The organism is Nocardiopsis valliformis DSM 45023 (genome assembly GCF_000340985.1).
Classification (GTDB): domain Bacteria; phylum Actinomycetota; class Actinomycetes; order Streptosporangiales; family Streptosporangiaceae; genus Nocardiopsis; species Nocardiopsis exhalans.
The window spans coordinates 78,658-105,185 of sequence record NZ_ANAZ01000026.1 but is presented as its reverse complement, the minus strand read 5'-3'; the positions used below and the strand labels follow the sequence as shown (position 1 = coordinate 105,185).

Here is a 26,528-nt window from a genome sequence, read left to right as displayed (position 1 = left end):
CTGATTTGCCCCCGATGAGGTGAAGATCCATGGTGAGACAGCGCACCGACCGCCCCGGAACCGGCGGCGGAACCCGGCGGATCAACGGCCGGCTGCTCGCCCGGCTGATCGGTGAGGCCCCGGTCGAACGCCCCTACTACCTGGCGATCGCCCGCGCCGTGAGCGGGCTGGTCCTGGACGGCCGCGTCCCCACGCACACCCGGCTTCCGGCCGAACGCGACCTGGCCACCGCCCTGGGGGTGAGCCGCAACACCGTCACCGCCGCCTACGCCTGGCTGCGCGACAACAGTTTCCTGGACAGTCGGCAGGGCGCGGGCAGCTGGACGGTCCTGCCCGACTCCGGTACCCGCGGGCCGGCCCCGTTCGTGCCCGCCGCCGAACAGATCGACCTCGGCGTGGCCGCACCCCCGGCCGTCGACGGGCTGCGTGACGCCTCCTTCCACGCCTCGGAGCAACTGGCCGCGCACGTGGGCGGGATCGGCTACTACCCCTACGGCCTGCCCGAACTCCGCCACGCCATCGCCCGGCGCTATGTCGAGCGGGGGCTGCCCACCACCCCGGAGCAGATCTTCGTCACCAGCGGCGCCCAGCAGGGCGTCACCCTGGCCATGGACCTGTTGGTGCAGGAGGGCGACGAGGTCCTGATGGAGACGCCCACCTACCCGCACGGCCTGGACGCGGCCCGCCGCAACGGCGCCCGCATCCGCACCACCGGGGTGACCCCGCAGGGCTGGGACATGGAGTACCTGGTGGACGCCTTCCGCCAGCGCAGACCCTCCGCGGCCTACATGATCCCGGACTTCCAGAACCCCACCGGCGCGCTCATGGACGACGACGAACGCCGAATCCTGGTCCGGGAGGCCCGTCGCGCCGGGACCCACCTCATCATCGACGAGTCCGGCGCCGAGCTGGCCATCGACTCCGGTGACCTGCCCGCCCCGGTGGCCGCGCACGACACCGACGGGCGGGTGCTGACCGTGGGTTCGGTGGCCAAGCTGTTCTGGGGCGGGTTGCGGGTGGGCTGGGTGCGCGCGACCCCGCCGATGGTCACCCGGATCATGGCGATCCGCCAGCGCTTCGACCTGGCCGGTTCGGTGCACGACCAGCTCACCGCCACCCACCTGCTCGCCGACGTGCTGCGGATCCGCGCCGAGCGCAGCCGTCAGCTGCGCCGCAACCGCGACGCGCTCCTGGCCGCGCTGCGTGAGCGCCTGCCGGATTGGCGGCCCAGTACGCCCGGCGGCGGCCTGGTGCTGTGGGCGGCCCTGCCGCACCCGGTCGCCACGTCACTGGCCGAGGTCGCGATCCGGCACGGCGTACACCCGGCGGCCGGGCCGCTGTTCGGCGCGGACGGGACCCTGGAGCGGTACCTGCGCTTGGCCTACACCCGGCCGCCGGACGTGCTGGCCGACGCGGTGGAGCGGTTGGCCGCGGCCTACGCCGAGACCCTGGCCCACCCCACTCAGCCGCGCGGCCAGCTCTACGTCTGAACGGCACCCCGCCCCTCCTCTCACCCCGTGATCTTGCTACCAGTAGCAAGTTCGGCGCCGAACTTGCTACTGGTAGCAAGATCACGGGGAAAACAGGGGGGCCTGGGGTCAGAGGGAGAAGCGGTGGGCGAAGCGGATGACCTCGCCGAGCACCTCGTCGCGGTTGGTCTCGTTGAAGACCTCGTGCCGGGCGCCGGGGAAGATCCGCGCGGTGACGTCCTCGCCCGCCACCGCCTCGATGCCGACCTTGGTGTCGGATACCGGCACCAGCTGGTCCTGGTGCCCGTGCACCCACAGCAGGGGCAGGGAGCCCAGACTGCCCGCGGTGTTGCCCCGCTCCAGCTCGGTGAGCAGGGCGTTGACCGTGGTGCGCTTGAAGGGTCCGTGCCAGACCAGCTCGTCGGCCACGTAGGCCTCGCCGACCGCCGGGTCCCGGGAGAGGGTGGCGGGGTCGATGGGGGCGTCGGGGATCACCTCGGCCGCGGCGAGCTGTTCGGCCGCGGCCCACCGGCCCAGGACCGGCCCGGACAGCACCAGCGCCTGCACCGAACCCGGATACACCTGGGCGTAGCGGGTGGCGATCATGCCGCCCATGGAGTGGCCGATCAGGACCAGCGGCAGGCTGCGGTAGGCGGTGCGCGCCTGGGTGACGACGCGGTGCACGTCCTCGATCACCCCGGCATAGTCGTCGATCAGGACCCGTTCCCCGGAGGACCCGCCGTGGCCGCGGTGGTCGGCCCCGTAGACCACCGCTCCGGCGGCGCACAGGTCCCGGGCGACCTGCTCGTAGCGGCCCAGGTGTTCGCCGTAGCCGTGCACGAGCACGGCCAGCCAGGTCGGTTCGCCCTCGGCGGGCGCCCAGGCCCGTGCCGCCAGTTTCCCGGTCCCGTCGGGCCCGCCGGCCAGACCCCACTCACGTGTGCTGATCACCGTGTCCTGCCTCCTCGCTGCCGCTTCCGTCTGCGACGATCAGGTGGTCGTCGCCGGAGTGGTCACCCTAGAACATCGTGTCCGGGAGCCGGAGGGCATCGCCTGAGTAACGATCGGCGGTGCGGGTTTGGGTCAAAGGCCAGGCCGGGCAGCCAACTCTCGTGTGTGCTAACGAAATATGCCAAAAGGTGTGATCAGGGCTACACACCGTGAAACTGGATCTTCTACGCTTAAGTATGGGTATCCCTCGGGTGGGTGCAATTTCGTGTACTTCCTACCCGGCAATCTCAGACTGGAGAGGGTGACGTCCGTGCTGGCCGACTCCTATGGCCGCGTGGCAACAGACCTGCGCGTGTCGCTCACCGATCGCTGCAACCTCAGATGTACCTACTGCATGCCCCCGGAAGGGTTGGAGTGGCTCCCCAAGGCGGAGCTGCTCACCGACGACGAACTCCTGCGCCTGATCCGTATCGGGACCACGCAGCTCGGCATCGAGGAGATCCGCTTCACCGGCGGTGAACCCCTGCTACGGCGGGGTCTGCCGGGCCTCGTCGCCGGAAGCACCGCCCTCACGCCCCGCCCGCACACCGCGCTGACCACCAACGGGATCGGGCTCGCCCGGATGGCGCCCGCCCTGGCCGAGGCCGGACTGGACCGGGTCAACGTCTCCCTGGACACCCTCGACCCCGTCGTGTTCGAGAAGCTCGCCCGGCGCCGCCGACTCGACGACGTCCTGGAGGGGATGGCCGCCGCCGCACGCGCCGGACTCACCCCGGTCAAGGTCAACGCCGTGCTCATGCGCGACGTCAACGACCACGAGGCCGCCGAACTCCTCCGCTTCTGCGTGGAGCACGGCTACGAGCTCCGCTTCATCGAGCAGATGCCCCTGGACGCCCAGCACGGCTGGCGCCGCGACACCATGATCACCGCCGACGAGATCCTCCATCGGCTGGAGGCCGAGTTCGACCTCGACCCCGCCGACGCCGACACCCGCGGCAGTGCGCCCGCGGAGCTCTTCCATCTGCGCGGTCAGTGCTTCCCCAACGGCGAGCCCGCCACCGTGGGCGTCATCGGCTCGGTCACCCGCCCGTTCTGCGGGGCCTGCGACCGGGTCCGGCTCACCGCCGACGGCCAGATCCGCAACTGCCTCTTCGCCCGCGAGGAGTCCGACCTGCGCACGCCCCTGCGCGAGGGCGCCACCGACGACGAGATCGCCGACCGCTGGCGGGCCGCGGTCATGGCCAAGCTCCCCGGCCACGGCATCAACGACCCGAGCTTCCTCCAACCAGCCCGCCCGATGTCCGCGATCGGCGGCTGATCCCGCGCTCCGGACCCCGCCGCGCTCGCGCGCAAACACGCCAAACCGCAATAAACCGGTTGCCTCCTCCCGGTCCCCTCTGACTTGATGTTCCGGGGCACAGAACACGTCGGTGCCCCGGGGCTCGAACAGAAACGGGAGGTGGCCCCATGTCCTACACCGAAGTACCCGGCGAGCGCGTTCCTATCCGCATGTGGGCCGACCCGGCACAGGTCGAGTCAGCCGCCATGGACCAGCTCCGCAACGTCACCCGGATGCCCTGGACGCACGGGCTGGCCGTCATGCCCGACGTCCACTACGGCAAGGGCGCCACGGTCGGCTCGGTGATCGCCATGCGCGACGCCGTCAGCCCGGCGGCCGTGGGCGTCGACATCGGCTGCGGGATGACCGCGGTCCGCACCGGCCTGACCGCCGAACGGCTTCCCGACGACCTCGGCCCCCTGCGCTCGGCCCTGGAAGCGGCGATCCCGGTCGGCTTCAACTCCCACGACATCCCCGTCGACCCCGCCCGGATCACCGGCCTGAAGGGCACCGGCTGGGACGGCTTCTGGGGCGGTTTCGACGACCTCGCCTCCGCCGTGCACCCCCGCCACGAGCGCGCCCGTCGCCAGATGGGAACCCTGGGCGGCGGCAACCACTTCCTGGAGGTGTGCCTGGACGACGACGGCGCCGTCTGGCTGGTCCTGCACTCCGGCTCCCGCAACATCGGCAAGGAGCTGGCCGACCACCACATCACCCAGGCGCAGGCGCTGCCGCACAACCAGGACCTGCCCGACCGCGACCTCGCCGTGTTCCTGACCGGGACCCCGGAGATGGACGCCTACCGCCGCGACCTGTTCTGGGCGCAGGACTACGCCCGCCGCAACCGCGACGTCATGATGGGCCTGGCCTGCCAGGTCCTGGCCAACCGGATCCCCGGGGCCACGTTCGAACAGCGCATCTCCTGCCATCACAACTACGTGGCGGAGGAGACCTACGACGGCGTGGACGTGCTCGTCACCCGCAAGGGGGCGATCCGTGCCGGAGCGGGCGATTTGGGGGTTATTCCGGGCAGTATGGCGACCGGGACGTACGTCGTCCGAGGCCTGGGCAACCCGGCCTCCTTCAACTCCGCCTCGCACGGCGCCGGACGCCGGATGAGCCGGAACAAGGCCCGTAAGACCTTCACCGAGGCCGACCTGATCGAGCAGACCAAGGGTGTGGAGTGCCGCAAGGACCGGGGCGTGGTGGACGAGATCCCGGCCGCCTACAAGGACCTGGAGTCGGTGATCGAGGCCCAGACCGACCTGGTCGAGGTGGTCGCGCACCTGCGCCAGGTGGTGTGCGTCAAGGGCTGAGCCCTCGGGAGTGCATGCTGGTGTGATGGAGAACCTGGACGCCGTGGTGCTGGCCGGAGGGGCGGCGACCCGCATGGGCGGCGCCGACAAACCCGGCCTGACCGTCGCCGGACGCACCCTGCTGGAACACGTGGTCGACACTGTTCGCGCTCACGACCCGAACGCGGGCGTGACGGTGGTCGGCCCCGAACGTGAGAGCCCCCCGGCCCGCTACGTCCGCGAGGACCCACCCGGGGGCGGCCCCGTACCGGCCCTGCGCGCTGGGCTATCCCATGTGAGCGCCCCCTGGGTGGCCCTGCTCGCCGCCGACCTGCCCCACCTGAACCCGGGCCACTTCGCGGCACTGGCCACGGCTGTCCGGGGAGGCGAGGGCGCCGTGTTCGTGGACGCAGGCGGCCGGGAGCAGTGGCTCACCGGGATCTGGCACACCGACACCCTGCGCACCGCGCTGGCCGTCTACACCGGACGCTCGCTCCACAAGCTGCTCGGCCCGCTGAACCCCGTTCACGTGCCGCTCACCGACGCCCCCGCGGACTTCGACGTGGACACCCCCGAAGCCCTGGAACGCGTCCGTCGCACCCTGGAGTGACCGGAGTGAATCCGGGCGGTACCGGACCCCGGCCAGGGCGAACGGCATGTCCCGGGACACCCCCGAACCAGGTCCGGGCGGGCGTTTGCTCGCCGGGTCACTTCCCCCACCGGCCGCAGGCGCATGCACCGCCTGGCGCACCGCGGTCCTGTGAGCGTGCACACCGGTGATCCCGGGCCGGGGCGGGCCCCGTGACCGGCGGGGCTTGCCCCGGCCCGGGGGAGTGGTCCATGATGTCCGCCATGACTACCAGGAAGGGCGGAATCCGCCCGGGCCGTTGAGCCCCACCGCGCCGACGTTCAGGTCGGCCGCCGAACTCCTTGTTTCCCTTGAGGGCCTGAGCCACCACTCGCGCATGGTTGCGCTGGCCGATCACGCCCGCCCGTCACCCTCCACCACCCTCAACGGACACGCTGGCGCGCGCAGCCCCTCTCGCCCGTCACCCTCCACCACCCTCAACGGACACGCTGGCGCGCGCAGCCCCTCCCACACCGGCACACCCCACCTGGCCGTGATCCTGCGCGGCCTGATCGAGACCGGCCACCACCGCGAGGCCCTGCACATGGCGATCATCGCCCGGGACCTCGACACCGTCGCCGGTTACCTCGCCGGACCCGACCCCGAACTTCGCGGGGCCGCCCTGCGCGCCGTGCGCACCCTGCCGATCCCGGATCCGATGGTCCTCCCTGTGCTGGAGGACGCACCCACCGCACTGCGCCGGGCGCTGTACCGGACCCTGTACCAGGGTCGCCGCTCCGTACTCGCCGACGCCCTACTGGAGCGGGTCCGATCGGAGTACGGCGACGCCGAGGCCGCCGCATTGCTCCCCGCCTGTACCGCCGAGACCGTCGCCCGGCACTTGCCCGGGCTCGCCCACGCGTTCCAGTCCTGGCGCCGCCTGGCCCGACGCCACCCCGACACCCTGGGGGACCACCTGGCCGAACTCCTGGCCGCTTCCGCCACTGACCGCTCCGCTCTCTCACGCTGGCACCGCCCTCTGACGGCACTGGATCCGATCCGCCCGGGGCGGGTTCTGGAGATTGCGGGCGCTCACAACGTGCGGGGCTATCCGCACGCCCGCCGGGTGAGCGGAGCCGCCCCGCTCCGCTCTCGGCACCCGGAGGTCTCCACCGGCTCCCGTCTGAACGGAGAACTGTCCCGGGCGATGCGCACGCGCCCGGCGACCGCCCGGTGCGTCCTGCGCTCGATGCCCCCTCAGGAGCGGTCCGCCTTCCTGGAGCGGGTCCTCGAACGGTGGAACCACCGCCGCACCCCCGGTGGTCTCCTGCCCTTCCTGGACCTGCTGCCCCGCGAACAGGCCGCGGAACTGGCCCGCGAGGCCCTGGCGGAGCTCTCCGTCTTCCAACGCACCAACAGTCGGATCCAGATTCCCGACCAGGATCTGGACGCCATCGCTCACCTTCCCTACACCGAAGCGGCCGGGCCGCTGGGGGAGGCCGCCTCCAGCGGCGACCCCGACCGCCGCGCCCGGGGCCTGATCCGCCTCGTGGAGGCGACCGCCCGCACCGGCGACCGGGAACTACTGGCCGCCGTCCTCACCGAACGCGTCGAACGCCACCGAGCCGACCGCGACCCGGTCCGCCGTGCCCTCCTGACCACCCTGACCGACATCGACCCGAACTTGCTCGTACCGTGCCTGCCGCTCCTGCACCGGCTGCTGACCGACACCGTCCAGGCCCGCGACACCTCCGCCACCACCCGCGACGTCCTCCGGCACCTGGCCGCCCGCCTCCTGCGCCACCCGGACACCCGCGTCCACGAACCGGCCGTGCGCTGGGGGATCGAGGTCTACCGAAGGCTCATCGAACGCTTCGGCGCCGACGGCCTGGGCGATCCGGACCGGGCCCGGCACAACGCGCCCTGGTGGGCGCCCCGGCGTCGCGGAAACGCTCCCTGGTGGGTCTTCGAGGAGCACGGCGTGCACCGCCACGGCCCCGAACCCCGCCTGTACCAAGTTCTGCCGCCCGGAGCGGAGGACGTGCTCTTCGGCCAGCTGAGCGGTTTCCTGGCCCGGGCGCGCCGCCGCGGTGTCCACGCACTCGCGGTGGCGCTGGCCGCAGAGCTCGGCCGCCGGGGCCGTCACCTCACCGCACTGGACAGCCACCTGCGGGCCGCCGTACTGGCCGACCCTGGCTCCGTGACCGCTGACCGCGCCGCCGCCCTCCACCTGGCCGCCCATCTGGACCGGACCGAACGGGCCCGCCGGGCGCTGAGCCTGTTCGAGGAGGACCCGGCCACCGCCCGCGTCCCCCGCGTCTGGGACCTGCTCGCCCGCTACCACCCGCCATCGGTGGTGCTGCGCGCCCTGGCCGTCAACGGGGCCGGGCAGGGCGGCCAGGCCGAAAACGCCCCCGTGTGGGTGCCTCGGGTCAGCCGGGACCTGGCCCGCTCCTGGCCCGCCGAACTGCGCGAACGCCTCCGCGCGCACCTGCTCGATGTCATCGGTCGACCCGTGTTCGCGGCCGCCGACCGCGAGGCCGCGCTGCGTTCCCTGAGCTCGCTGCCCGGCGCCCACACCCACCTGCCCGCCTTCCTGAACGACGGCGAGGTGGTCCTTCGGGAGGCGGCCCTGTCCGCGCTCGGCCGCTGCGGCCGGCCCGAAACCGCGCTGGAACTGATCGCGGCGCACTCCGGCGGCCCTCAGTCACGGGCGGTCGGACCGGCACTGTCCCGCTGCGCCGAACACACCCGTCCCTCACGTCTCGGGCCGCTCCTGGCCCGTGTACTGGAGGGGCCCGGCAAGGTCACCGTCCGCCGGACCGCCGCCCGGCTCCTGGCCCGGCACCGCCCACCCGGCGCGATCGCCGCCCTGACCCGTGTCCTGCGCCGACCGGACGAACACCGCGACGTGCTCGCCGCGGTCGCGACCGCCCTGCTGCGCCGGTCCGACGCCCCCGCGGCCCTGGCCGCGCTCACCGAACGGGTGCCGGACTTCGCCGAGGAGGAGATCCAGGTCGCCCTCCTGGGCGTCGACCCGGAAGGGCTCGCCCCCGCACTGCGTAGACCGGCCGCCGAAACGCTCGCCGGGCTGCCGGTACCGCGTCGCTCCCACTGGCGGATGAGTGGCTGGTGGGCCCGCTGGAACGTGTGGGGCTCACAGACGCTCGACGACGTGGTCGAGGCCGCCTGCGACCTCGACCAGCCCACGGAACGGGCGATGTCCGTCTTCGTCCAGACCCTGGTCCGGGGGCGCGGCCGGGACCGGCTCGCCGAGGTCCTCGAACGCCTTCTGGCCCAGCTCCCCGGCCCCGAATCAGGTGTCCCGGTCCCCTCCCCGGCCCCGGCCCGTCCGCCGCATTGGCGCAGTACCGAGCACGACCGGGCGAGCGGCGCCTTCCAACGGCTGCGCCGGGTGCTCGACCTCCTGCACTCCCTGATGCTGCACGCACCCGCCGGGGATCAGGTGATTCGCGAACAGACGGACCGTGTCCGGGCCCTGCTCGCCACCCGCCCCGAGCTTCTGGACGGCACGGTCACGCTGATGGAACGCGACCTGGCCCGGACCGTCAGGGTGGCCGAGGACGACCCCGACATCGAAGCGGTGCTGGACCATCTGTTCCTGGCAGCCCTCCTGCTCACCACCCGCCCGAACCACGACCAGAGCCGCTTCAACGCGATCGTCAGCCCCCTGTGCTCGAATTACCGGCGCCCAGAGGTCCCCATGACGACCCTGGTGGAGGTGGTGCGCCGCCTGGCCGCGGCCGCCGAGGCCGATAGCGGCCCGCTCGGGTGCCAGACCGGACTACTCGGCCTCACCCTGCTCGGGAACGTCCTCCGGGGCACCGGATGGGAGCACCCTCTGCCGGACCTGCTCACCGAAGCGGGTCGTAGCCGCCACGAGGAAATTCGCCTGACCAGCTGGAACCTCGTCCTGGCCTGAGCCGTGCGGGGTGGCCCGCAACCTCCGGGCCGCTCCGCACAGCGGATCCACAGAACCTCCACCCCCGCCCCACACAGAAAGTCCCCGTGACCTCTCCAGCCTCACCAACCTCCCCGGCATCCCCGGCATCCCCGGCCCTCCGGCTCCTGCACACCGCCGAATCCCTGCCCGCCAAGGAGCGCATGGCCCACCTGGCTGCCTACGCTCGCAGCCGCGCGGGAACCCCGGAGCTGGCCGCGACCGTCCAGCAGCTGCACACCCACGGACACGGCCGACTCTCCTTGCACCTGGCCATGGTCGCCCGTGACCTGGACACTGTCGCCGCCTACTTGCGCGGCCCCGATCCGCGGCTGCGCCGGGCCGCCCTGCGCGCGGTGCGCACACTCCCGGTCCCGGACGAAGCGGTCGTCCCGGTGCTGGACGACGCCCCCACCGCCCTGCGCCTCGCCCTGTACCGGACCCTGTATGCGGCCCGTCGGTCCGTGCTCGCCGACGCCCTGTTGGGCCGGGTCCGGGCCGAGTACGGGGACACCGAAGCCGTCGCCCTGCTCCCCGCCTGCACCCCCGAAACCGTCAACGGCCAACTGCCCGACCTCGTGTACGCGGTCCGGTCCTGGCACCGCCTGGCCCGCCGCCACCCCGGACCCCTTCTGGCACTCCTCTCCCGGCAGGGTGAGGGCCTGCACCGCTCCACTCGCTGGAACGCCGCCCTCAGAGCACTCGACGCCATCGACCCCGCCGCCCTGGTCGAACTCGTCAGCACCGAACCGGTTCTGCGCGGTCGGCTCCCGCGCACCCGCCTCCTCCTCGAACGCCAGGACATCCGGCACTACCCTCGCCGCTACCCCGCCCTGCACAACGGTTCGAGGGAACTGGCCGCCCTGGACACCGAACTGCGGTCGCACCCCGAGTCGGCTCTGCGGCTCTTGCGGGCCATGCCCCGCGCCGAAGCCCGCGCCCACCTGGAGCGCTTGGTCACCGAGCACAACGGGGGAGTGGGCCACACACTGCTGCCCTACCTGGAGCTGCTGCCCCGGGATCGCGCCGTCGCCGAGGCCCGGCGGATGCTCCACCGCCCCGCACCCGCCCGGGACCCTCACATCGATCTGGGCGCCATCGCACACCTGCCCTATCCCGAAGCGCACCGGCTCTTGACGGAGGCGGCCACCTCCGGCGACCCCCAACGGCGCTGCCGCGCCCGCACCCGCCTGATCGAGGCCGCCGCCCGTACCGGCGACGCGGACCTGTACACCGGGGCCGTCAGCGAAGTGATCCGACGCCACCGTGGCGAGCGCGACTCCGCCCAGCCGCTCCTCCTGCGGGCGCTGGCCGCCTCACCGCCGCGCCTGCTGGCCACCGCACTGCCCGAGCTCACCCAGCTGTGTGAGCACCTCCTCCAGGCCCCGGACACCTCCTGGAACACCGTGGGAGCGGTGCGAGAGCTGCCCGCTCGCCTGCTGTTCCACCCGCTCACCAGGGCCGACCCCGCAGTACGGGAGTGGGCGGTGGACCTCTACGCGCTCCTGGTCCGGTCCCGCGGGGCGGACGGGCTGCCTATTCTCCGTACCCCCGGGTTGACCCGCCCGCCCCGGCGCCACGGACACCCGCCCCTGAGCGCGGCGACCCCGCTGGAACACCTGCTCTGCCTGGACGCCGCCCGAGACCTGTATGAACGGCTCGTTCCCCACCTCGAATCCGAGCACGCGCGCGGGGAGTACGCATCGGCGATCGCCTTCGCCGCCACCCTGGGCCCGCTCGCCCACGAGCTCACCGGACTCCAGGAACTGCTGCGCACCGCGATCCTGGCCGGGGCCGGGGCAGCGGCTTACCTGTACCACTTCGACGGCCCCCACGGACCGGCCCGCGCCCTGGAAATCTGCGAGCGCGACCCCGCTAAGATCCACCGCCACGAGGTCTGGCAGGTTCTCCTGCGCCAGCCGCCGCCCGTGCTGGAACGCCTGCTGGCCCAGCACACGAGCTCCTGCCCGGCCCCGATTGCGCCCTTCCCGCGGACGGTGACCGCACGGTGGCCCGCCGCCGTCGTCGCCGCGGCCGTCACACACCTGAACTCCGTGATCGAGGGTTCCGACCCGGTCGGCTCTGCGCGGGCGCTCCGAGGGCTGGGTGAGCTGCCTGGGTCAACCCCGCATCTGGCGGCCCGCCTGGACACCCCCGAACCCTCGCGCGCCAAGCTCGCCCTGCACACACTCGGCCGCTCGGACCAGCACGAGCAGGTCCTCGAACTCCTCGCAGCGCGCCTGGGCGGCCCCGACCAGCCCCTGATCGCGGCGGTCATGGCCCGCTGCGCCGGTCACGTCCGGCCCTCCCGGCTGGGCCCGTTCCTGGCCTCGGTCCTGGACGGATCGACCGATCCGAAGTCCGAGGACACCGTGGCCGGGGTGAGCGTGCGCAAGGAGGCCGCCCGCCTCCTCATCCGGCACCGCCCGCCCGGTGCCGTCACAGCCTTGCTCCGCGCCCTGGAAGGTGAGCGCGAACAGCGTGACGTGCGGGCGGCCGCCCTCGGGGCCCTCACGCACTTCCTCGACGATTCCGCCGTCCTACCCGCGCTGCGCGCCCACGCACCGTCTCTGGCCGCCCCCGAACTCCAGGGAGCCCTGTCCGCGCTCGCGCCGTACCTGTGCCCGCCCGCCGTCCGCACCGACTTCGCCCGCGTGGTCGACAGCCTCCCCGAACCCCCTACCGGCTTCCCTCACCTGATGTGGCTCAGGGCCACTTGGCTGCCGCACCTCCCCGACGGGCCGGAACGGATCATCACGGCGGTGTGCGACCCGGCCGTCCCCGATGACACCGCAGTGGGCCCCTTCATGCAGCTGCTGCGCGACGGTCGGGCCCTGGACAGGGTGGAGGAGGTCTTCGGTCGCCTGCTGGCCGGTCAACCCGCCGGGGTCCCGCTGCGCCTGAGCGACGGGGAGACCTCGATCCGTCCTGTCGCGCGGCTGCGCTCGGTGGCGCGAGCCTGCGCCGGGCTGATCCAACCGAACGGCGCCGTGCCCGCCGATCTCGCCGTGCGACTGGTGCGGCTGTTGGGAGAACACCCCCAGCACCTGGCGGAGGCGGTCCGGCTCACCGACGCCCTCTTCCAGGCGCGGGCGGGGGAAGGAGCTGCCCCCGCGGAACTGGTGGCCGTGTTCGCCACTGTGCTGGAACAGCTCGCCCGCCACCCGCTGTCCCTGCTCGGCTGGCTGCGGAACCTGGTGCGCCCGGTGGTGTCCGGGCTCAGGGCGCGCGGGAGCGGTGACGGCGAGGCCCTCACTCTGACGGGGCTGCTCCTGGAGCGGGCGCGGCGCGTCCCGGGTCCCGAAGGAGCGGCGGCGGGGCTGTTCGCGGTGCTGGTCGCCGAGGAGTTCGGCAACCGTTCCGGCTGGGCCCGGCGCTGGTCGAAGTCACTGGTGGCGGCGGGGGAGTGCGGTCACGACCAGGTACGTGAACTGGCCCGCACGGTCGCCCTGGGGTGAGGGGTTCGGGTGCGGGCTGTCAGCGTCCCGGAGCTAGCCCTCGAACTCGGCCATGGGGACGGTCTCGCGCAGGAAGCCGCGCAGGTCCAGGAAGTTAGCGAGATAGTCGCGATGCTCGTCGCAGGCCACCCAGACCTTGCGGCGGTCGGGGGTGTGCAGCTTGGGGTTGTTCCATACCAGGGCCCACTCGGCGGGCGCCTTGCAGCTCTTGCGTGAGCAGTGTGCGTCCGGTGCGGTATTACCCAATGCTGATCCCCAGGAGACAAAGCGGATTCGGTGGTCAAGCCCCGGCCACGGACGGGTATTCACGCCGACCGGGTGTGGACAAAAGGCGACGCCGGGTGGTTACGGGGGCAAACCACCCGGCGTCGCAGCGATGTTTCGACGGGGGCTCGAAACATCGTCCCGCGCTTCGACGGGGGACCGAAGCGCTAGGACCCAATGTACACCGCTGCCCCCCGGGGTACGTCAAGAGTCAGTTACGACGTTGTCTCGGGAGAGTCCCTCGGGGGAGGGGCCTAAGTCCCAGCTCAGGACTTATCTGGCACTCCCGCTTCCCCTTCGTCTCGCTATTCGATCCCCGCAACACCTGCCTCCGGGGTCAAGCGCGTCCCAACCGGGACCAAAGTCCTCGAAAAGAATCGGCAAAGTGCTCCGATCCGTTCTCCGGAAAGGGGGCGGAGAAAATCAGGGGGCCCGTGTGGCGGACGGGGATTGCGGGGAGGCAGGGAACGGGGCCGGGTTCAACGGGTTTCGCCCGGCAGCACCACCACCGACTCAGCAGGGGGTCAACCATGACCGACCACACCTATCGCGTCACGGAGATCGTCGGCACCTCGACCGAGGGTGTCGACCAGGCCATCCGTAACGGCATCCAGCGGGCCTCGGCCACGTTGCGCGGGCTCGACTGGTTCGAGGTCACCCAGGTCCGCGGGCACATCGAGGACGGCGCCGTCGCCCACTTCCAGGTGGGGCTCAAGGTCGGCTTCCGACTGGACGACTGACCGTCCGCCCACAGCCGCCCGCCAGGGCACACGAGCAGGGCCCGGACCGTCGTGGTCCGGGCCCGTCGCTGTCAGGGTGAATCCTGGGGTGCCTCGGTCACCCGGGGCCACGCCCTCAGGCGCCGGCGCTGGGGTCTGTTCCGCGCAGCACGTCCACGTGGACGTGGTCCAGGTGGCGCAGGATCTCGTTGTCCGGATCGGCGTCGTAGTGGCGCCAGCCCATCGACGGGTACCGCGTGCTCCAGATCTTGTCGTCGAAGATGATGACGTCGATCTTGTACTCGGGGGCGTGCGCGATCAGCCAGTGCGCGAGCAGCCATCCCTCACGGCGGTTGTCCTCGTTGACCGGCCGGTAGAAGATGTCGAGCGCGCGGCCCTCGTAGTGGGCCGAACCCTCACCGTGGCCGCTGTCGTATCCGCCGGGCACGTATCCGCCGATGCTGGTGTCGGCGAAGTGTGCCTCGATGCCCGCCTTCATGGCCTCGTTGCGCGGGGTCATGCCCGAGGGCAGTTCCTCCTCGAACTCGACATCCTCGCCCGAGTAGCGGCAGCTCATGGACGGCCCCGCGTCGTCCTCGGGGCCGTTGACGAGGGCGTCCATGATCTCGTCGGGGATGTCGTCAACATCGGGCTGCTCGACGGGGGCGCTGTCCCCCTGGTTGATCACGGCCGCGGCGGTACTGGCCCGCTGAGCCTGGTCGCGGTCGAGCTTGATCTGTTCCTCGCCGGTCCACACCGAGCACTCGGGCCCCCACGGTGCGGAGACGGGGAAGATCCGCTCCTGGTTCTCCACCACCCATCGGGTGCCCAGCACGCCGATCGTGGCCAGGACGGCCAGGATCGCCACGGACAGGATGAGCCCGTGCCATCGGCGGTGCACCATGGCGGACCCGGTGGATCTGTGTGTCATGGACTCTGCCCCTCCACGCCGGGGACGGGCGGCCGCGCCGCCGTCGACGTCCCGGGCACCAGTGTCTTTACGGCTCCCTGCGGGATGCTCCGTCTATTGGACACATCGGACTCAGCTCACATTCCCGACTGTGACCGGAATCAAGTCAGAAGCCGTAAACGAAACCGGAGGTGGGGCCGGTCACAGGGCCGGCCACAGCACCGACCAGAGGACGAAGACCCCGCCCAGGACTAGCGTCAGCGCCCAGATCCGGTCCAGGGTCACGCCCTTCCAGCGCAGCGCGTGCACCCCGAGGAAGTCGTAGGCGATCAGCGCCGCCACTCCGGCCGCTGCCAGCATGGCCAGGGTGTGCACCCCGGTGGCGGCGAGCCCGAGCACCGTGGCGTCCCACAGGCTCCAGGTGACTTCTCCGGCCTCCATCGCCCCACCGGCCCCGGAGGCGCCAGCGGTTTCACCCGAACCCGCACCACCCGCCCCCGGGCCCACTGCCGCGGACCCCTCCGCCGCGGCCACGGTCTCGGCCGCCGTCCCCTGGCTTCCTCCCGTATGACCCCCGTGCCCGCCGCCGTCCACGTGCGTGTGGTGGAGCTGACCGGCCAGGACCGGCATCAGCATCAACCCGGCACCGTGCGCCGAGGACATCAGGAAGGACCAGGCGGTCAGCTGCCACAGGGGCAGTCGCACCTCGCGCCAGTGGAAGTGCCGCCGCGACAGCAGCATCACCAGCCCCACCAGCACGATCACGCCCCCGCCGAGCACTGGGAACAGGACCGAGGCTGTGGCCGAACCCGTGACGGTGATCGCCACCGCCGCCACCGCGACACTGACCGCGTGCCCCACGGCGATCGCGGGCAGGGCCCGCAGGACCTGGCGGCGACCGCCCTCCTGCAACCCCCTGCTGACGGCGAGCAACCACCCCATGCCGGGGTGTAGCCCGTGGAAGGCGCCCAAGGCGACGAGAGTCCAGAGCTGTGCTGTGGTCACCGCGCCAGCGTCACACGACCGACCGGGGGTGACAACGGTCGGCGGCCAGCTGACCGACACCGGTCACCCGGGGGCTCCGGGGTTTGCCGGAACCCCCAGGGGGTGTCACCCGTGATCTTGCTACCAGGAGCGCGGTACCACCGAAACCCAAGGCGCCGAACTTGCTTCTGGTAGCAAGATCACGGCGGAGGGGGCGGGGCTATGGGCAGATGGCGTTGAGGTCGGTGGCCTCCGAGCCGACCTGGCGGCCCGGGTCGGCGGGGGAGGGCTCGTCCAGACCGGTGTAGCGCTGCCACTCGGTCCGCTCGTCCTCCTCCCACTCCTGCCATTCCTCGAGGGTCGGGTCCTCGATCTCCTCGGGACCCTCGACGCCCTCCTCGGCGCCGTCGCCGGAAGCCGAGGGGGAGGGCTCCGAGGACAGGTCGTCGCCCTGCTCCTCGCTGGCGCCGATCGCCTCACGGACCAGTTCCTTGATCTCGTCCCAGTCCGGGTTGCCGGTGGACACCTGCGGCGGGGACAGCTGGAGTGCGCTCATGTCGCCGTTGTCGGTCAGCAGGTCGGCCAGCTCGATGAAGGCGGGCACCTTCGTCTGCGGGATGTCGGTGCTCAGTGTCCGCTTGGTGGCCCCGGCCAACTGCCGGTAGCTGGTCAGCACGGTGGTCGGGTCGACCTGCTCCGCCACGTACTTGACCAGGCAGCCCTGGCGGCCCATCCGCCCGTAGTCGTCCGAACCGATCCGGGAACGGCCGTACCAGAGCGCCTCGTGGCCGTCCAGGAGCTGGTATCCGGGCTCCAGTACCCCGCCGTGCACCCCGTACGGGATGGGTTCCTCGATGCGCACCCGCACTCCGCCCACGGCGTCGATCAGGTCGCGGAAGCCCATCATGTCGACCATCGCGTAGTACTCGACGTCCAGGCCGACGTTGTACCCGATCACCTTCTTGAGGGTGTCGGCGGCAGGGTCGGAGGAGAGCGGGTCGAGTGCCAGTTCGTCGGGCTCCTCGGCGACCGTCTGATAGACGTCGTTGAGCAGCAGGTCGAAGCCGTACGGCTCCGGGTAGCGCTCGGCGAGCTCGCTGCCCTCGGGGAACTGGATGTTCTCCAGGTTGCGGGGCAGACCCACCAGCACCGCGTCACCGGTCTCGGTGTCCAGGCTGGCCACCATCATGGTGTCGGTGCGCACCCCGTAACGGTCGTCCGCGGAGTCCGAGCCGATCAGCATTACGTTGACCCGGTCCGCACCGTTCCAGGGGTCGGCGGCGTCGTGCGGCGGCAGGTCGTCGCGCTCGGGGGCGTCGAAGACCGAGCCCAGCGTCTCGTAGGCCGTGTACCCGCCGTGCAGGGCCCAGGCCGCCGGAGCGCCCACGGTCGCGCACAGGAGCAGGACCACGACGCCGCCCAGGAGCCGCTGGCCGAACTTCGCGCCCTCGGGTCGGGTGATCGTCCACGAGTGCACGATCACGGTCAGCCACAGCACCGCGATCACGAACACGGCGCCCATCGCGCCGAGCAGCCAGCGGTCCTGCACAGCCATCCCTGTCAGTACCGTCGCGGCGCCCGCCTCGTGCGCGCCGAGCCGGACCAGCCAGAGGGCCAGAGCCGCGATACCCAGCAAGTAGGCGCCGAGGATCACGATCCCGGCACCCCTGCGCCCCATGCGCAGGTGCGCTGCACCGGGAAGGGGCAGCGACGCGGCGGTCCACAGCAGCGCCCCTCCCGTGCCCGGGCGCGCGGGCGCCTTCTCCGGCCGCTCGTCCTCCGCTGCCACCAGCGATTCCTCTCAAGCCGCGGGGCGATCACGACTGCCCCGTTCTGGTACTCCTGTGCACTCGCCACGGTCGCCGGGTGGCGGTCACTTCTCCTGTTGTTATGCCCTTTCCCAGGTACACGTACGGGAACGACCCGTTGGTTCCCAGGGTTCCGGATCTCCCGGTGCCCGCGTCGGCACCGGTGGGGCGTGAAGCCGCCCCCTCACAGTGCGCCGGAGGTGCCCCCGGGGGCGTCGCACGGGTCCGTGAGATCAGTGTGGCGCTTTGCGGGGGTTGTGTGCACAGTGGTCACCTCATCAGGGGTGTTCTATACAAGTCTGTTATGTGGTCGAGAGGGTCCGGTTGGGGCATTGAACGACGCTCTCGGGCCGGTCAAAGGGGTGAATCAACCGATTTCTTTCGCGATCGGTAGTGAAGAGGCGCCACAACTGCGATGATCTGCCCGGAGGAGGGGGCGTCGTCCGGGGGTAAGGGCGGCGTCATGGGAACGAAAGGCAACCATCGTGCTCGATGCGGTTGACGCCGCGCTCATGCGGGCGTTGCAGGGGGACGGCAGAGCGACGTTCCAGGCCCTGGCCGACGGAGTGGGCCTGTCCCGGACTGCGGTACGCGCCAGAGTGCGCCAGCTCGTGCAGTCGGGGGCGATCAGAATCGTCGGAGTATTGCACGCCGGTGTGGTGGGCATGGAGGTCCTCGGCCACGTGTCGTTCCGGGTCAGCGGACCGGTCGGTCCGCTGCTGGAAGCGCTGGGGGAACGCGAGGCCGTGACCTTCGCGGCGCAGTCGGCTGGGAGGTTCCCGGCCATCGCGCAGGTCCGGGTGGCCGACGACGCGGCTCTCACCAAGGAGCTCGCCGACCTGCGCTCACTGCCGGGCGTGGACGGAGCGGAGGTCTTCCGCGCCAACGCCGTGTACAAGGACGCCCACAGCAGTGTGCGTGAACTACGCGACATCGAGTTGGACGCGCTGGACTGGCGTCTGGTGCGAAAACTGCTCAAGGACGGACGCGCCTCGTACGCCGACCTGGCCCGCCAGGTGGGGCTCTCACAGGCCGCGGCCCGCTCCCGGGTGGTGCGGCTGCTCAACTCGGGCGTGGTCCACGTGACCGCGCTGGTGGAGCCCTCGGCGGTGGGCGCCAACGAGCAGCTGGGCTTCGGCCTGCGCTGTCGCGGTGACGCCGACGCGCTGGGGACCGCCATGGCCAACATGGGCCGGATCTCGTTCCTGGCCAGCGGTTTCGGTCGTTACGACGTGATCGGCACCCTGACCGCTCCGGACCGCTGCCAGCTGGTGGAGGCCCTGGAGCGGATCCGGGGGACGGCGGGGGTGGCCCACGTGGAGACGTGGGACCACCTCCAGGTGCGCAAGGAGCGCCGGGGCGGTGAACGCTCCGTCGGTTGGGTGCCCGCCTGAGAAGTGCCTACCTGAGGCGCCCGTCCGAACCTGGGGCATGGGGCCGGGCGACCGCCCGCCCTCATGTCCCGGGCTCGTCCTCATGCCCCAGGATGGAGCCATGGTGACGGAACCGGCTGTGCCGGACGAGGCAGGAACACGGCCCCTGGCGGACACACAACCCCCGGCGGGCACACTGAGGCTGCGCGGGCAGACGTTCGCGGGCCGCCGCTACGCGGTGATGGGGGTGATCAACCGGACCCCGGACTCCTTCTACGACCGGGGTGCCACCTACGCCCTGGAGGCCGCGCTGGCCTCGGCCGACCACGCCGTGGCGGCGGGGGTGGACATCATCGACGTCGGCGGGGTCAAGGCCGGTTACGGCGCCCACGTGGACGAGGCCGAGGAGATCCGCCGCACGGTGCCGTTCGTGCGCGAGCTGCGCGACCGCCACCCCGGGGTGGTGATCTCGGTGGACACCTGGCGGGCCGAGGTGGGCCGCGCCGTCGCCGAGGCCGGGGCGGACATGATCAACGACACCTGGGCCGGTGCCGACCCGGACCTGGCCCGAGTGGCCGCGGAGTACGGCACCGGGCTGGTGTGCAGCCACAGCGGGGGACTGGCCCCGCGCACCGACCCCCACCGCGTCCGCTATGACGACGTGGTGGCCGATGTCGTGTCCGGTGTGTGCGCCCTGGCCGAACGCGCGGTGTCGGTGGGTGTGCGCTCGGACGGGGTGATGATCGACCCCACCCACGACTTCGGCAAGAACACCTACCACTCACTCGAACTCACGCGTCGCCTCAGCGAGCTGTCGGCCACCGGCTGGCCGGTGCTGGTGGCGGTCTCCAACAAGGACTTCGTGGGGGAGACCCTCCAGGCCGGGGTCACCGAGCGCGGTGACGGGACTCTGGCGACCCTGGCCGTCTCCGCCCGTGAAGGGGCCCGGGTCTTTCGCGTGCACGACGTCGCCGCTGCCCGAGCCGCCCTTGACGTGGTGGCGGCGGTCGGCTGAGTCTGTTTCGAGTTCCTGTGTAACCATCGGTAGCAGTTTTTGCGTGTTTCGGGCTGATATGGCTTGCGTCACGCTTAAGTTACCGGCGAGTATAGAGGGGGTCGGTTCGAGCCGGCCGCACCGGGCGCGGGTGTAATGGAGGCTGACGTGGCGCTTGCGAAGACGTTGACGGCTGTGGGAACGGTGGCACTGGCCCGCTGCGGAGGGCGTCCGTTCGGGACTCACCTCTTCTCCGTCTGGCCGGGGGCCGCGTTCGCCGCGACCGCCTTCCCGGTCCGCTGCTCGCCGGGGGACAACCTGGCGCTGCACGTCGCCGTGGCCCAGGCCCCGCCGGGGTCCGCCCTGGTGGTGGACGTCTCCGGCGAGCCCGAGTACGGCTATGTGGACGAGATCCTCGCGGTGGCGGCGCGCACCAAGGGCGTGGCCGGGATCATCCTGGACGGCTGCGTGCGCGACATCGCCGCCATCGCCCACTGCGAGCTCCCGGTCTTCGGCGCCGGGGTGGCTGTCCGCGAGGCCGGGCACGACGCGGGCGGCTCCGTGGGCCAGCAGATCAACATGGACGCGAGCGGTCCCGCCCCGCTGCCGGTGCGTCGGGGTGACTGGATCGTGGCCGACGACGACGGCGTGGTCTGCCTGCCCCGGGGGCAGGTGAGCGCGATCATCGCCGAGACCATGGACAACGTCACCCGCGAGCGGGAGATCATCGACGCGGTCTGCGCCGGGGAGAGCACCTTGGACCTGCTGGGCTTGGACCCGTCCAGGGTGACCGGCTGGGACGGCGGTGCCGACCAGGCCGGGCGGTGCGGGCGGCCGCGCTCACTGAACGCCCGCCGCGAGGGCCGCACGGCGGAAGGGCACCCCCGCCCGAGACTGGGTCCGCGCTCCGCCGTGGGCGACGTCTACGGCGGCGACTGACCCGCCTCGACTGACCCGCCTCGACGCGAAGGTGAAAGCGGACGGGCCCGGAACCAGGGGGATGGTTCCGGGCCCGTCCGTGTGTTTCAGGCGAACACGGTGTCAGGCGCTCACCGAGGGCGCCCGTCGCGGGTGCTCACTCCTCGGTGAGGGAGAGCAGCTCGTCGATGTAGCAGGTGGCCTCACGGGCGGCGAGAACCGGGTCCGCCTCCCGGATGGCCTCGGTCAGACCGCTGTGGTCGATCCCGTCGGTGGCGGAGGAGGGCTGCTCTGAGGCCTCGTCGCTCTGCTCGTACGCGGTGTGCGCGATGCTGGCGTAGACGACCTGGGCGATGTCGTCGTAGAGGTCGATGAGCAGCGTGTTGTGGGTGGCGTTGACCACCGAGCGGTGGAACGTGAAGTCGGCCTCCACGAACGCGCCCATGTCCTTGGTCCGCCAGGCCTCCTCGCGCAGGGCCATGGCGCGGTCGATGTCGGCCATGTCCTCCTCGCTGTGGCGCAGCGCGGCCAGGCGCGCGGCCTCGACCTCCAGGGCGCGGCGGACCTCGAGGTTCTCCCGCAGGCGGGAGCGCTCCAGGCGGCGGCGCAGGGCCCCGCCGAGTTCGCTGGAGGCGCGGACGAAGGTGCCCGCCCCCTGACGGATCTCCAGCAGCCCCGCGTGGGCCAGGGCTCGAACGGCCTCGCGGACGGTGTTGCGGCCGACCTCGAGCTGGTCGGAGAGCTCCGACTCGGTGGGGATGCGGTCGCCCACGCCCCACTCGCCCGAGTCGATCTGGGCTCTTAACTGACTGATGACCTGGTCGACGAGACCGGTCCGGCGTGTCGAGGCGAGGGGCACGCGTATACCTCCTAGGGGCGGGTCGCCGGATGACAGGGCCAGCGCACAGGTACGGATCGGTTAAGGCCGGAGCTTAGACCAGTTGCGGACCGGAATAGGCCCCGAACGGCAATGCGTTATCCTCATGAAGTACATAGGGTCATCCTACGAATATGTGAGTCAAGTCCTATGAGCGCAACCCCCACGCGACAGAAAACCCCGCAGAACCCCTCCCTGACCGGGCCCGTACGGGCCGCGGTCCCTTCGCGTGGGGCCCTTGTCCTCATCGCTGTGGCCATCGCCCTGGCGGCGCTGAACCTGCGCACCGCGATCACCAGCGTGGGGCCGGTCCTGGGCGAGGTCACCCAGGGGTTGGGCATGACCGCGGTGGGTGCCGGAATGCTCACCACCCTGCCGGTCCTGTGCTTCGCGGTCTTCGGCGGGCTCACCCCCATGCTCAGCCGCCGACTGGGCTCACACCACCTGCTCGTCTACGCGCTGACCGCCCTCACCGTCGGCCTGATCGCCCGCGCCCTGGCCTCCGAGCCGTGGCTGTTCCTTGCTCTGAGCGTCGTGGCACTCTCCGGTGGCGCGATCGGTAATGTCATCCTCCCGGCTCTGGTGAAGCAGCACTTCCCCCACCGCGTGGGTCTGATGACCACGGTCTATACCACCGGGCTGGCCGTGGGGACCGCGATCGCGGCCGCCGCCACCGTGCCGCTGGAGCAGGCCACCGGCGAGTGGCGGATCGCCCTGGGCTCCTATGCCCTCTTCGGCCTGGTCGCCGCCCTGCCGTGGCTGTTGGCCCTGCGCCACGAACCCGCTCCCGGCGACGCCCGCGAGGCGCTGAGCGTGCGCCAGGTGCTGGGCACCGGGATCGGCTGGCAGGGCGTCCTGTATTTCGGCACCCAGTCCTCCATCGCCTACATCATGTTCGGCTGGTTCGCGCAGATGCTGCGCGACCAGGGCCTGGACGCCCAGTCCGCTGGGGTGATGCTGGCCTACCTCACCGCCCTGGGCATCCCGATGTCGCTGATCCTGCCCTCGCTCATCGTCCGCGTGCGTGACCAGCGGCCCTTCGTCCTGCTCTTCGTCGCCGCCTACCTGGTCGGCTTCACCGGCCTGTGGGTCGCTCCGCTCGACGGCACCTGGCTGTGGACCACCTTCGTCGGTATCGGCTTGGGCAGCTTCGTCATGGCGCTCACCATCTTCGCGGTGCGCACCCGCACCGCCGAGGGCACCGCGGCGATGTCCGCCTCCAGCCAGAGCCTGGGCTACCTGCTCGGCGGGGCCGGACCGTTCCTGTTCGGGCTTCTGCACGAGCTCAGCGACGGCTGGCACGCCCCGATGGCCATGGTGATGGGGCTGGTGCTCCTCAACCTCGTCGTGGGGCTCCTGCTCGGCCGTCCCCGCTATCTGGAGGACGCCATCGCCGCGAAGGCCGCCAGCCGCGCCTGAACGCCTGAGCGCCTCAGAAGCACCGGGGGCGGCGGGGCGCTCGGTCGGCACCCGTTCCGGACGCCTCAGACGGGCAGCCAGTCGACCCGGCCGATGAGGTACACCGCGCCCACGAACGCCACGATGTCGATCACCGTGTGCGCCACCACCAGCGGCATCACCCGGCCGTAGCGCACGTAGAACCAGCCGAACACCACTCCCATGACCAGGTTGCCGAAGAACATCCCCACGCCCTGGTACAGGTGGTAGAAGGCGCGCAGCACCGAACTGGCCAGCACCGCCTTCCACGGCGACCACCCCAGCTGCCCCAACCGGTGCAGCAGGTAGCCGACCACGATCACCTCCTCCAGGAGACCGTTCTTCAGCGCCTGGAGCACCAGGACCAGAGTGTCCCACCAGTTGCCGTCCAGCGTGCTCGGCACGATGGTGCGGGTCAGGCCCAGCTGCCAGGAGACCACGTACACGACCAACCCGCCCGCGCCGATCAGCGCGGCCAGACCCGCCCCCGTCCAGGCGTCGAAACCGGGCCGCTTCGCGTCGAACCCGATGGTGCGCGCGGACTCCCCGCTCCGGTGCAGCAGGTAGACCACCAGCGCGACCGGGGCGAGCGCGAAGACCACCGCGTACAGCTGGAAGGACAGGTCGAGCCAGGGGCGGTCCTCCGCGCGGGACCGGATGAGGCTGGCGGTCTGGTCGGCCATGGACTCGGGCGCGGTGAGCACGCCGAGGAAGGAGATGGTCGCCGACACCGCGGCGGCGCCCAGGGAGAGGGCGAGCACGCACAGGATCTCCCAGCGCAGCAGGGTGCGGCCGGGGAGAAGGTTCGGGACGGTGGTGGTCTTCGCGCGCGTGCCCTCCGCTGTGCCTTTGACGGGGCCTTCGGCGGGGGAGGGGTCCGACTCGCGCGGGTTCTGCTGGATTCTGTCGGTCACCCGTCGAATCTACGTGCAACCGCTCACGAAAAGATGACGGCCGGGGCGGTGGTACGCGACCACCGCCCCGGCCGTGGGGCCTGCGGGTTACCCGTTTACTCGTCGCCCTCGTCGTCCATGCCGTCGTCCATGCCGTCGTCGAGGCCGTCGTCGATGCCGTCGTCCATGCCCGGCTCGGCCGGGTCCTCGACGCCCGGGTCGGCGCCCGTGTCCTCACAGGCGGCGACACCGAACACGGCGACCGCGGCGATCGCTCCTCCGGCGAGGACGCGACGGGTGGTGGAGAGTGCTTCCTTGCTGATGTCCTCGAGCTTCACAGTGACTCCATGTGATCGGGGATGTTGGCTACGGGTCCGCCCGACGGGACGCGTGTAGGACGTCTCGCTGCTCCCGTCCGGTAAAGGACAGAGCGAACCGGGCGTTATTGTTCTGTGACCCATGCATGGAACACCATATTGGTGTTTTGCTGATGTGAACAGGGGGTCGGGTGTCCGTGTCTGGCCGAATCCGGCCAGTAAACTCTGTTTAACCCCTGTGATCTGGGAACCCTTGCTCGCCTGGTTGCTCGGAAGGCCTTTATCAACGTGCGATCGGCGTGTTAAGGCAGTGTGGAGTCTGTGTATTAATCCATGTAATGCGACGCGAATACAAAAGCCCGCACACGGGGCAAATCGTGCGCGGGCCCTGTCTCTTGAGTGCAGAAAGCACCGAGAAAACGCGGAGAAGACGCGGAGAAGCCGTCGGCCATGCGCGTGTGACACGGACCGCGCATGGCCGACGGCTAGGGGGGAGAGGTCGTCCCGCCCCGCCCCAGCCACGAAAGCGGGGTGGGACGACCTCTGTGGGAACGAAGACCAGGGTCAGTGAGCCGCTGAGAACTGGTCTTCTTCGGTGGAGCCGGTGAGGGCAGTGGTGCTGGCCTCGGGAGCGATGGTCGTGCTGATCGCGTCGAAGTAGCCGGTGCCGACCTCGCGCTGGTGGCGGGTGGCGGTGTAGCCGTCGGCCTCGGACGCGAACTCGGCCTCCTGGAGCTCGACGTAGGACGTCATGCCGTTCTCGGCGTAGCCCTTGGCCAGGTTGAACATCGAGTGGTTGAGCGAGTGGAAGCCGGCCAGGGTGATGAACTGGAACTTGTAGCCCATGTGGCCCAGCTCGCGCTGGAACTTCGCGATGGTGGCGTCGTCGAGGTGACGCTTCCAGTTGAAGGAGGGCGAGCAGTTGTAGGCCAGCATCTGGTCCGGGTACTCGGCCTTGATGCGCTCGGCGAAGTCGCGGGCGACCTCGAGGTCCGGCGTCGCGGTCTCCATCCAGAGCAGGTCGGAGTGCGGGGCGTAGGCCAGGCCGCGGGCCACGCAGGCCTCGACGCCGTTGCGGAAGCGGTAGAAGCCCTCGGCGGTGCGCTCACCGGTGGTGAAGGCCTGGTCGCGCTCGTCGATGTCGCTGGTGATCAGGGTCGCGGCCTGAGCGTCGGTCCGCGCGATGACCAGGGAGGGGACACCGGCGACGTCCGCGGCGAGGCGGGCGGCGTTCAGGGTCTTGACGTGCTGGCTGGTCGGGATGAGGACCTTGCCGCCCAGGTGACCGCACTTCTTCTCGGAGGCGAGCTGGTCCTCCCAGTGGACGCCCGCGGCGCCCGAGGCGATCATGCCCTTCATGAGCTCGTAGGCGTTCAGGACGCCACCGAAGCCGGCCTCGGCGTCGGCCACGATCGGGGCCAGCCACTCGGGGGCGCTGTCGTCACCCTCGGACCAGGTGATCTGGTCGGCGCGCAGGAGCGCGTTGTTGATGCGGCGGACGACGGCCGGGACCGAGTTGGCCGGGTAGAGGCTCTGGTCCGGGTAGGTGCTGCCGGAGAGGTTGGCGTCGGCCGCGACCTGCCACCCGGAGAGGTAGATGGCCTTGAGGCCGGCGCGGATCTGCTGCACCGCCTGGTTACCGGTCAGGGCACCGAGGCTGTTGACGTAGTCCTCGGTGTGGAGCAGGTCCCACAGGCGCTCGGCGCCGCGGCGGGCCAGAGTGTGCTCCTCGGTGACCGAACCGCGCAGCTTGACGACGTCGTCAGCGGAGTAGGTCCGCTCGATACCGGCCCACCGGGGGTTGGTCTCCCAGTCGCGCTGGAGTGCGGCGCTGGCTTCTTGACGTCGAGCGCTGGTGCTCATGTTCGTTCCCGCCTTACGTGTAGTCCCCAAGGTGTTCACACCGGTCGAGGGAGGCCTTCCAGGGCCAGGGGGTGAGCCCTGAGCGGTAAGTTCCCCGCCGGTAACTATGATTCTTAGGCAAGATCCAAGG

At 71.1% G+C, this 26,528-nt stretch carries 20 protein-coding genes; 11 read left to right on the top strand and 9 right to left on the bottom strand.

The annotated features are described in order from the left end of the window. The first annotated feature begins 29 nt into the window (after positions 1-29). Positions 30-1,490 (top strand): MocR-like transcription factor YczR, encoded by a 1,461-nt coding sequence (gene yczR / locus D457_RS0122745; RefSeq protein WP_017582980.1) that lies wholly within the window; start codon positions 30-32, stop codon positions 1,488-1,490. A 108-nt stretch (positions 1,491-1,598) separates the two neighbouring features. On the opposite strand, the gene D457_RS0122740 is transcribed toward yczR, so the two are convergent. Then, positions 1,599-2,420 (bottom strand): alpha/beta hydrolase, encoded by an 822-nt coding sequence (locus D457_RS0122740; protein WP_017582979.1) that lies wholly within the window; start codon positions 2,418-2,420, stop codon positions 1,599-1,601. A 310-nt stretch (positions 2,421-2,730) separates the two neighbouring features. On the opposite strand from D457_RS0122740, the gene moaA reads away from it, so the two are divergent. The 5 genes from moaA (at position 2,731) to D457_RS33165 (ending at position 13,041) form a co-directional block, all read left to right on the top strand. After that, entirely contained in the window at positions 2,731-3,738 is a 1,008-nt protein-coding gene (moaA, locus tag D457_RS0122735) for a GTP 3',8-cyclase MoaA (protein WP_017582978.1), read from the top strand. Between the two features lie 149 nt (positions 3,739-3,887). Beyond that, positions 3,888-5,075 (top strand): RtcB family protein, encoded by a 1,188-nt coding sequence (locus tag D457_RS0122730; RefSeq protein WP_017582977.1) that lies wholly within the window; start codon positions 3,888-3,890, stop codon positions 5,073-5,075. A gap of 25 nt (positions 5,076-5,100) precedes the next feature. Beyond that, positions 5,101-5,664 (top strand): molybdenum cofactor guanylyltransferase, encoded by a 564-nt coding sequence (gene mobA / locus D457_RS0122725; protein WP_017582976.1) that lies wholly within the window; start codon positions 5,101-5,103, stop codon positions 5,662-5,664. A gap of 277 nt (positions 5,665-5,941) precedes the next feature. Further along, positions 5,942-9,565: a HEAT repeat domain-containing protein gene (locus tag D457_RS37580; protein ID WP_026116923.1), complete on the top strand. Its 3,624-nt coding sequence runs from the start codon at positions 5,942-5,944 to the stop codon at positions 9,563-9,565. A gap of 86 nt (positions 9,566-9,651) precedes the next feature. Next, positions 9,652-13,041 (top strand): hypothetical protein, encoded by a 3,390-nt coding sequence (locus D457_RS33165; protein WP_152514328.1) that lies wholly within the window; start codon positions 9,652-9,654, stop codon positions 13,039-13,041. Between the two features lie 33 nt (positions 13,042-13,074). Here the strand turns inward: D457_RS33165 and D457_RS0122710 are convergent, their stop codons facing one another. After that, positions 13,075-13,287: a hypothetical protein gene (locus D457_RS0122710; RefSeq protein WP_017582973.1), complete on the bottom strand. Its 213-nt coding sequence runs from the start codon at positions 13,285-13,287 to the stop codon at positions 13,075-13,077. Positions 13,288-13,835: 548 nt separating this feature from the next. On the opposite strand from D457_RS0122710, the gene D457_RS0122705 reads away from it, so the two are divergent. Then, entirely contained in the window at positions 13,836-14,045 is a 210-nt protein-coding gene (locus D457_RS0122705; RefSeq protein ID WP_017582972.1) for a dodecin, read from the top strand. Between the two features lie 115 nt (positions 14,046-14,160). Here D457_RS0122705 and D457_RS0122700 read toward each other — a convergent pair whose 3' ends face one another. The 3 genes from D457_RS0122700 to D457_RS0122690 form a co-directional block, all read right to left on the bottom strand. Then, a complete protein-coding gene (locus D457_RS0122700) occupies positions 14,161-14,955 on the bottom strand; it encodes a hypothetical protein (RefSeq protein ID WP_017582971.1) in 795 nt (264 codons plus the stop codon). A gap of 180 nt (positions 14,956-15,135) precedes the next feature. After that, positions 15,136-15,939, bottom strand: a complete 804-nt coding sequence (locus D457_RS0122695; RefSeq protein WP_026116922.1) for a hypothetical protein — start codon at positions 15,937-15,939, stop codon at positions 15,136-15,138. A 199-nt stretch (positions 15,940-16,138) separates the two neighbouring features. Continuing rightward, positions 16,139-17,707: an LCP family protein gene (locus D457_RS0122690; RefSeq protein WP_017582969.1), complete on the bottom strand. Its 1,569-nt coding sequence runs from the start codon at positions 17,705-17,707 to the stop codon at positions 16,139-16,141. 504 nt (positions 17,708-18,211) lie between these two features. On the opposite strand from D457_RS0122690, the gene D457_RS0122685 reads away from it, so the two are divergent. From D457_RS0122685 to D457_RS0122675, 3 genes are all read left to right on the top strand, one after another. Further along, positions 18,212-19,120, top strand: coding sequence for an Lrp/AsnC family transcriptional regulator (locus D457_RS0122685; protein WP_017582968.1), 909 nt, complete (start codon positions 18,212-18,214; stop codon positions 19,118-19,120). 100 nt (positions 19,121-19,220) lie between these two features. Beyond that, a complete protein-coding gene (gene folP / locus D457_RS0122680) occupies positions 19,221-20,114 on the top strand; it encodes a dihydropteroate synthase (protein ID WP_017582967.1) in 894 nt (297 codons plus the stop codon). 174 nt (positions 20,115-20,288) lie between these two features. Then, entirely contained in the window at positions 20,289-21,032 is a 744-nt protein-coding gene (locus tag D457_RS0122675; protein WP_017582966.1) for an RraA family protein, read from the top strand. A 136-nt stretch (positions 21,033-21,168) separates the two neighbouring features. On the opposite strand, the gene D457_RS0122670 is transcribed toward D457_RS0122675, so the two are convergent. Continuing rightward, positions 21,169-21,870 carry a FadR/GntR family transcriptional regulator gene (locus D457_RS0122670; RefSeq protein WP_017582965.1) on the bottom strand — a complete coding sequence of 234 codons (702 nt, stop codon included), beginning with the start codon at positions 21,868-21,870 and terminating at the stop codon, positions 21,169-21,171. A gap of 168 nt (positions 21,871-22,038) precedes the next feature. Between D457_RS0122670 and D457_RS0122665 the strand changes: the two genes are divergently transcribed. Continuing rightward, complete coding sequence (locus D457_RS0122665) at positions 22,039-23,307, top strand: CynX/NimT family MFS transporter (protein WP_026116920.1); 1,269 nt, start codon at positions 22,039-22,041, stop codon at positions 23,305-23,307. Between the two features lie 65 nt (positions 23,308-23,372). Here D457_RS0122665 and D457_RS0122660 read toward each other — a convergent pair whose 3' ends face one another. From D457_RS0122660 to aceA, 3 genes are all read right to left on the bottom strand, one after another. Then, positions 23,373-24,239 carry a CPBP family intramembrane glutamic endopeptidase gene (locus tag D457_RS0122660; protein WP_017582963.1) on the bottom strand — a complete coding sequence of 289 codons (867 nt, stop codon included), beginning with the start codon at positions 24,237-24,239 and terminating at the stop codon, positions 23,373-23,375. A gap of 95 nt (positions 24,240-24,334) precedes the next feature. After that, positions 24,335-24,556, bottom strand: a complete 222-nt coding sequence (locus D457_RS0122655) for a hypothetical protein (protein ID WP_017582962.1) — start codon at positions 24,554-24,556, stop codon at positions 24,335-24,337. A gap of 543 nt (positions 24,557-25,099) precedes the next feature. Beyond that, positions 25,100-26,398, bottom strand: a complete 1,299-nt coding sequence (gene aceA, locus D457_RS0122650) for an isocitrate lyase (protein WP_017582961.1) — start codon at positions 26,396-26,398, stop codon at positions 25,100-25,102. Between the last annotated feature and the right edge of the window lie 130 nt (positions 26,399-26,528).

Bases quoted from the DNA above. Each gene is read 5' to 3' on its own strand.
- yczR (WP_017582980.1), top strand. From the start codon at position 30: ATGGTGAGACAGCGCACCGACCGCCCCGGAACCGGCGGCGGAACCCGG.
- D457_RS0122730 (WP_017582977.1), top strand. From the start codon at position 3,888: ATGTCCTACACCGAAGTACCCGGCGAGCGCGTTCCTATCCGCATGTGG.
- mobA (WP_017582976.1), top strand. From the start codon at position 5,101: ATGGAGAACCTGGACGCCGTGGTGCTGGCCGGAGGGGCGGCGACCCGC.
- D457_RS0122705 (WP_017582972.1), top strand. From the start codon at position 13,836: ATGACCGACCACACCTATCGCGTCACGGAGATCGTCGGCACCTCGACC.
- D457_RS0122700 (WP_017582971.1), bottom strand. From the start codon at position 14,955: ATGACACACAGATCCACCGGGTCCGCCATGGTGCACCGCCGATGGCAC.
- folP (WP_017582967.1), top strand. From the start codon at position 19,221: ATGGTGACGGAACCGGCTGTGCCGGACGAGGCAGGAACACGGCCCCTG.
- D457_RS0122665 (WP_026116920.1), top strand. From the start codon at position 22,039: ATGAGCGCAACCCCCACGCGACAGAAAACCCCGCAGAACCCCTCCCTG.
- aceA (WP_017582961.1), bottom strand. From the start codon at position 26,398: ATGAGCACCAGCGCTCGACGTCAAGAAGCCAGCGCCGCACTCCAGCGC.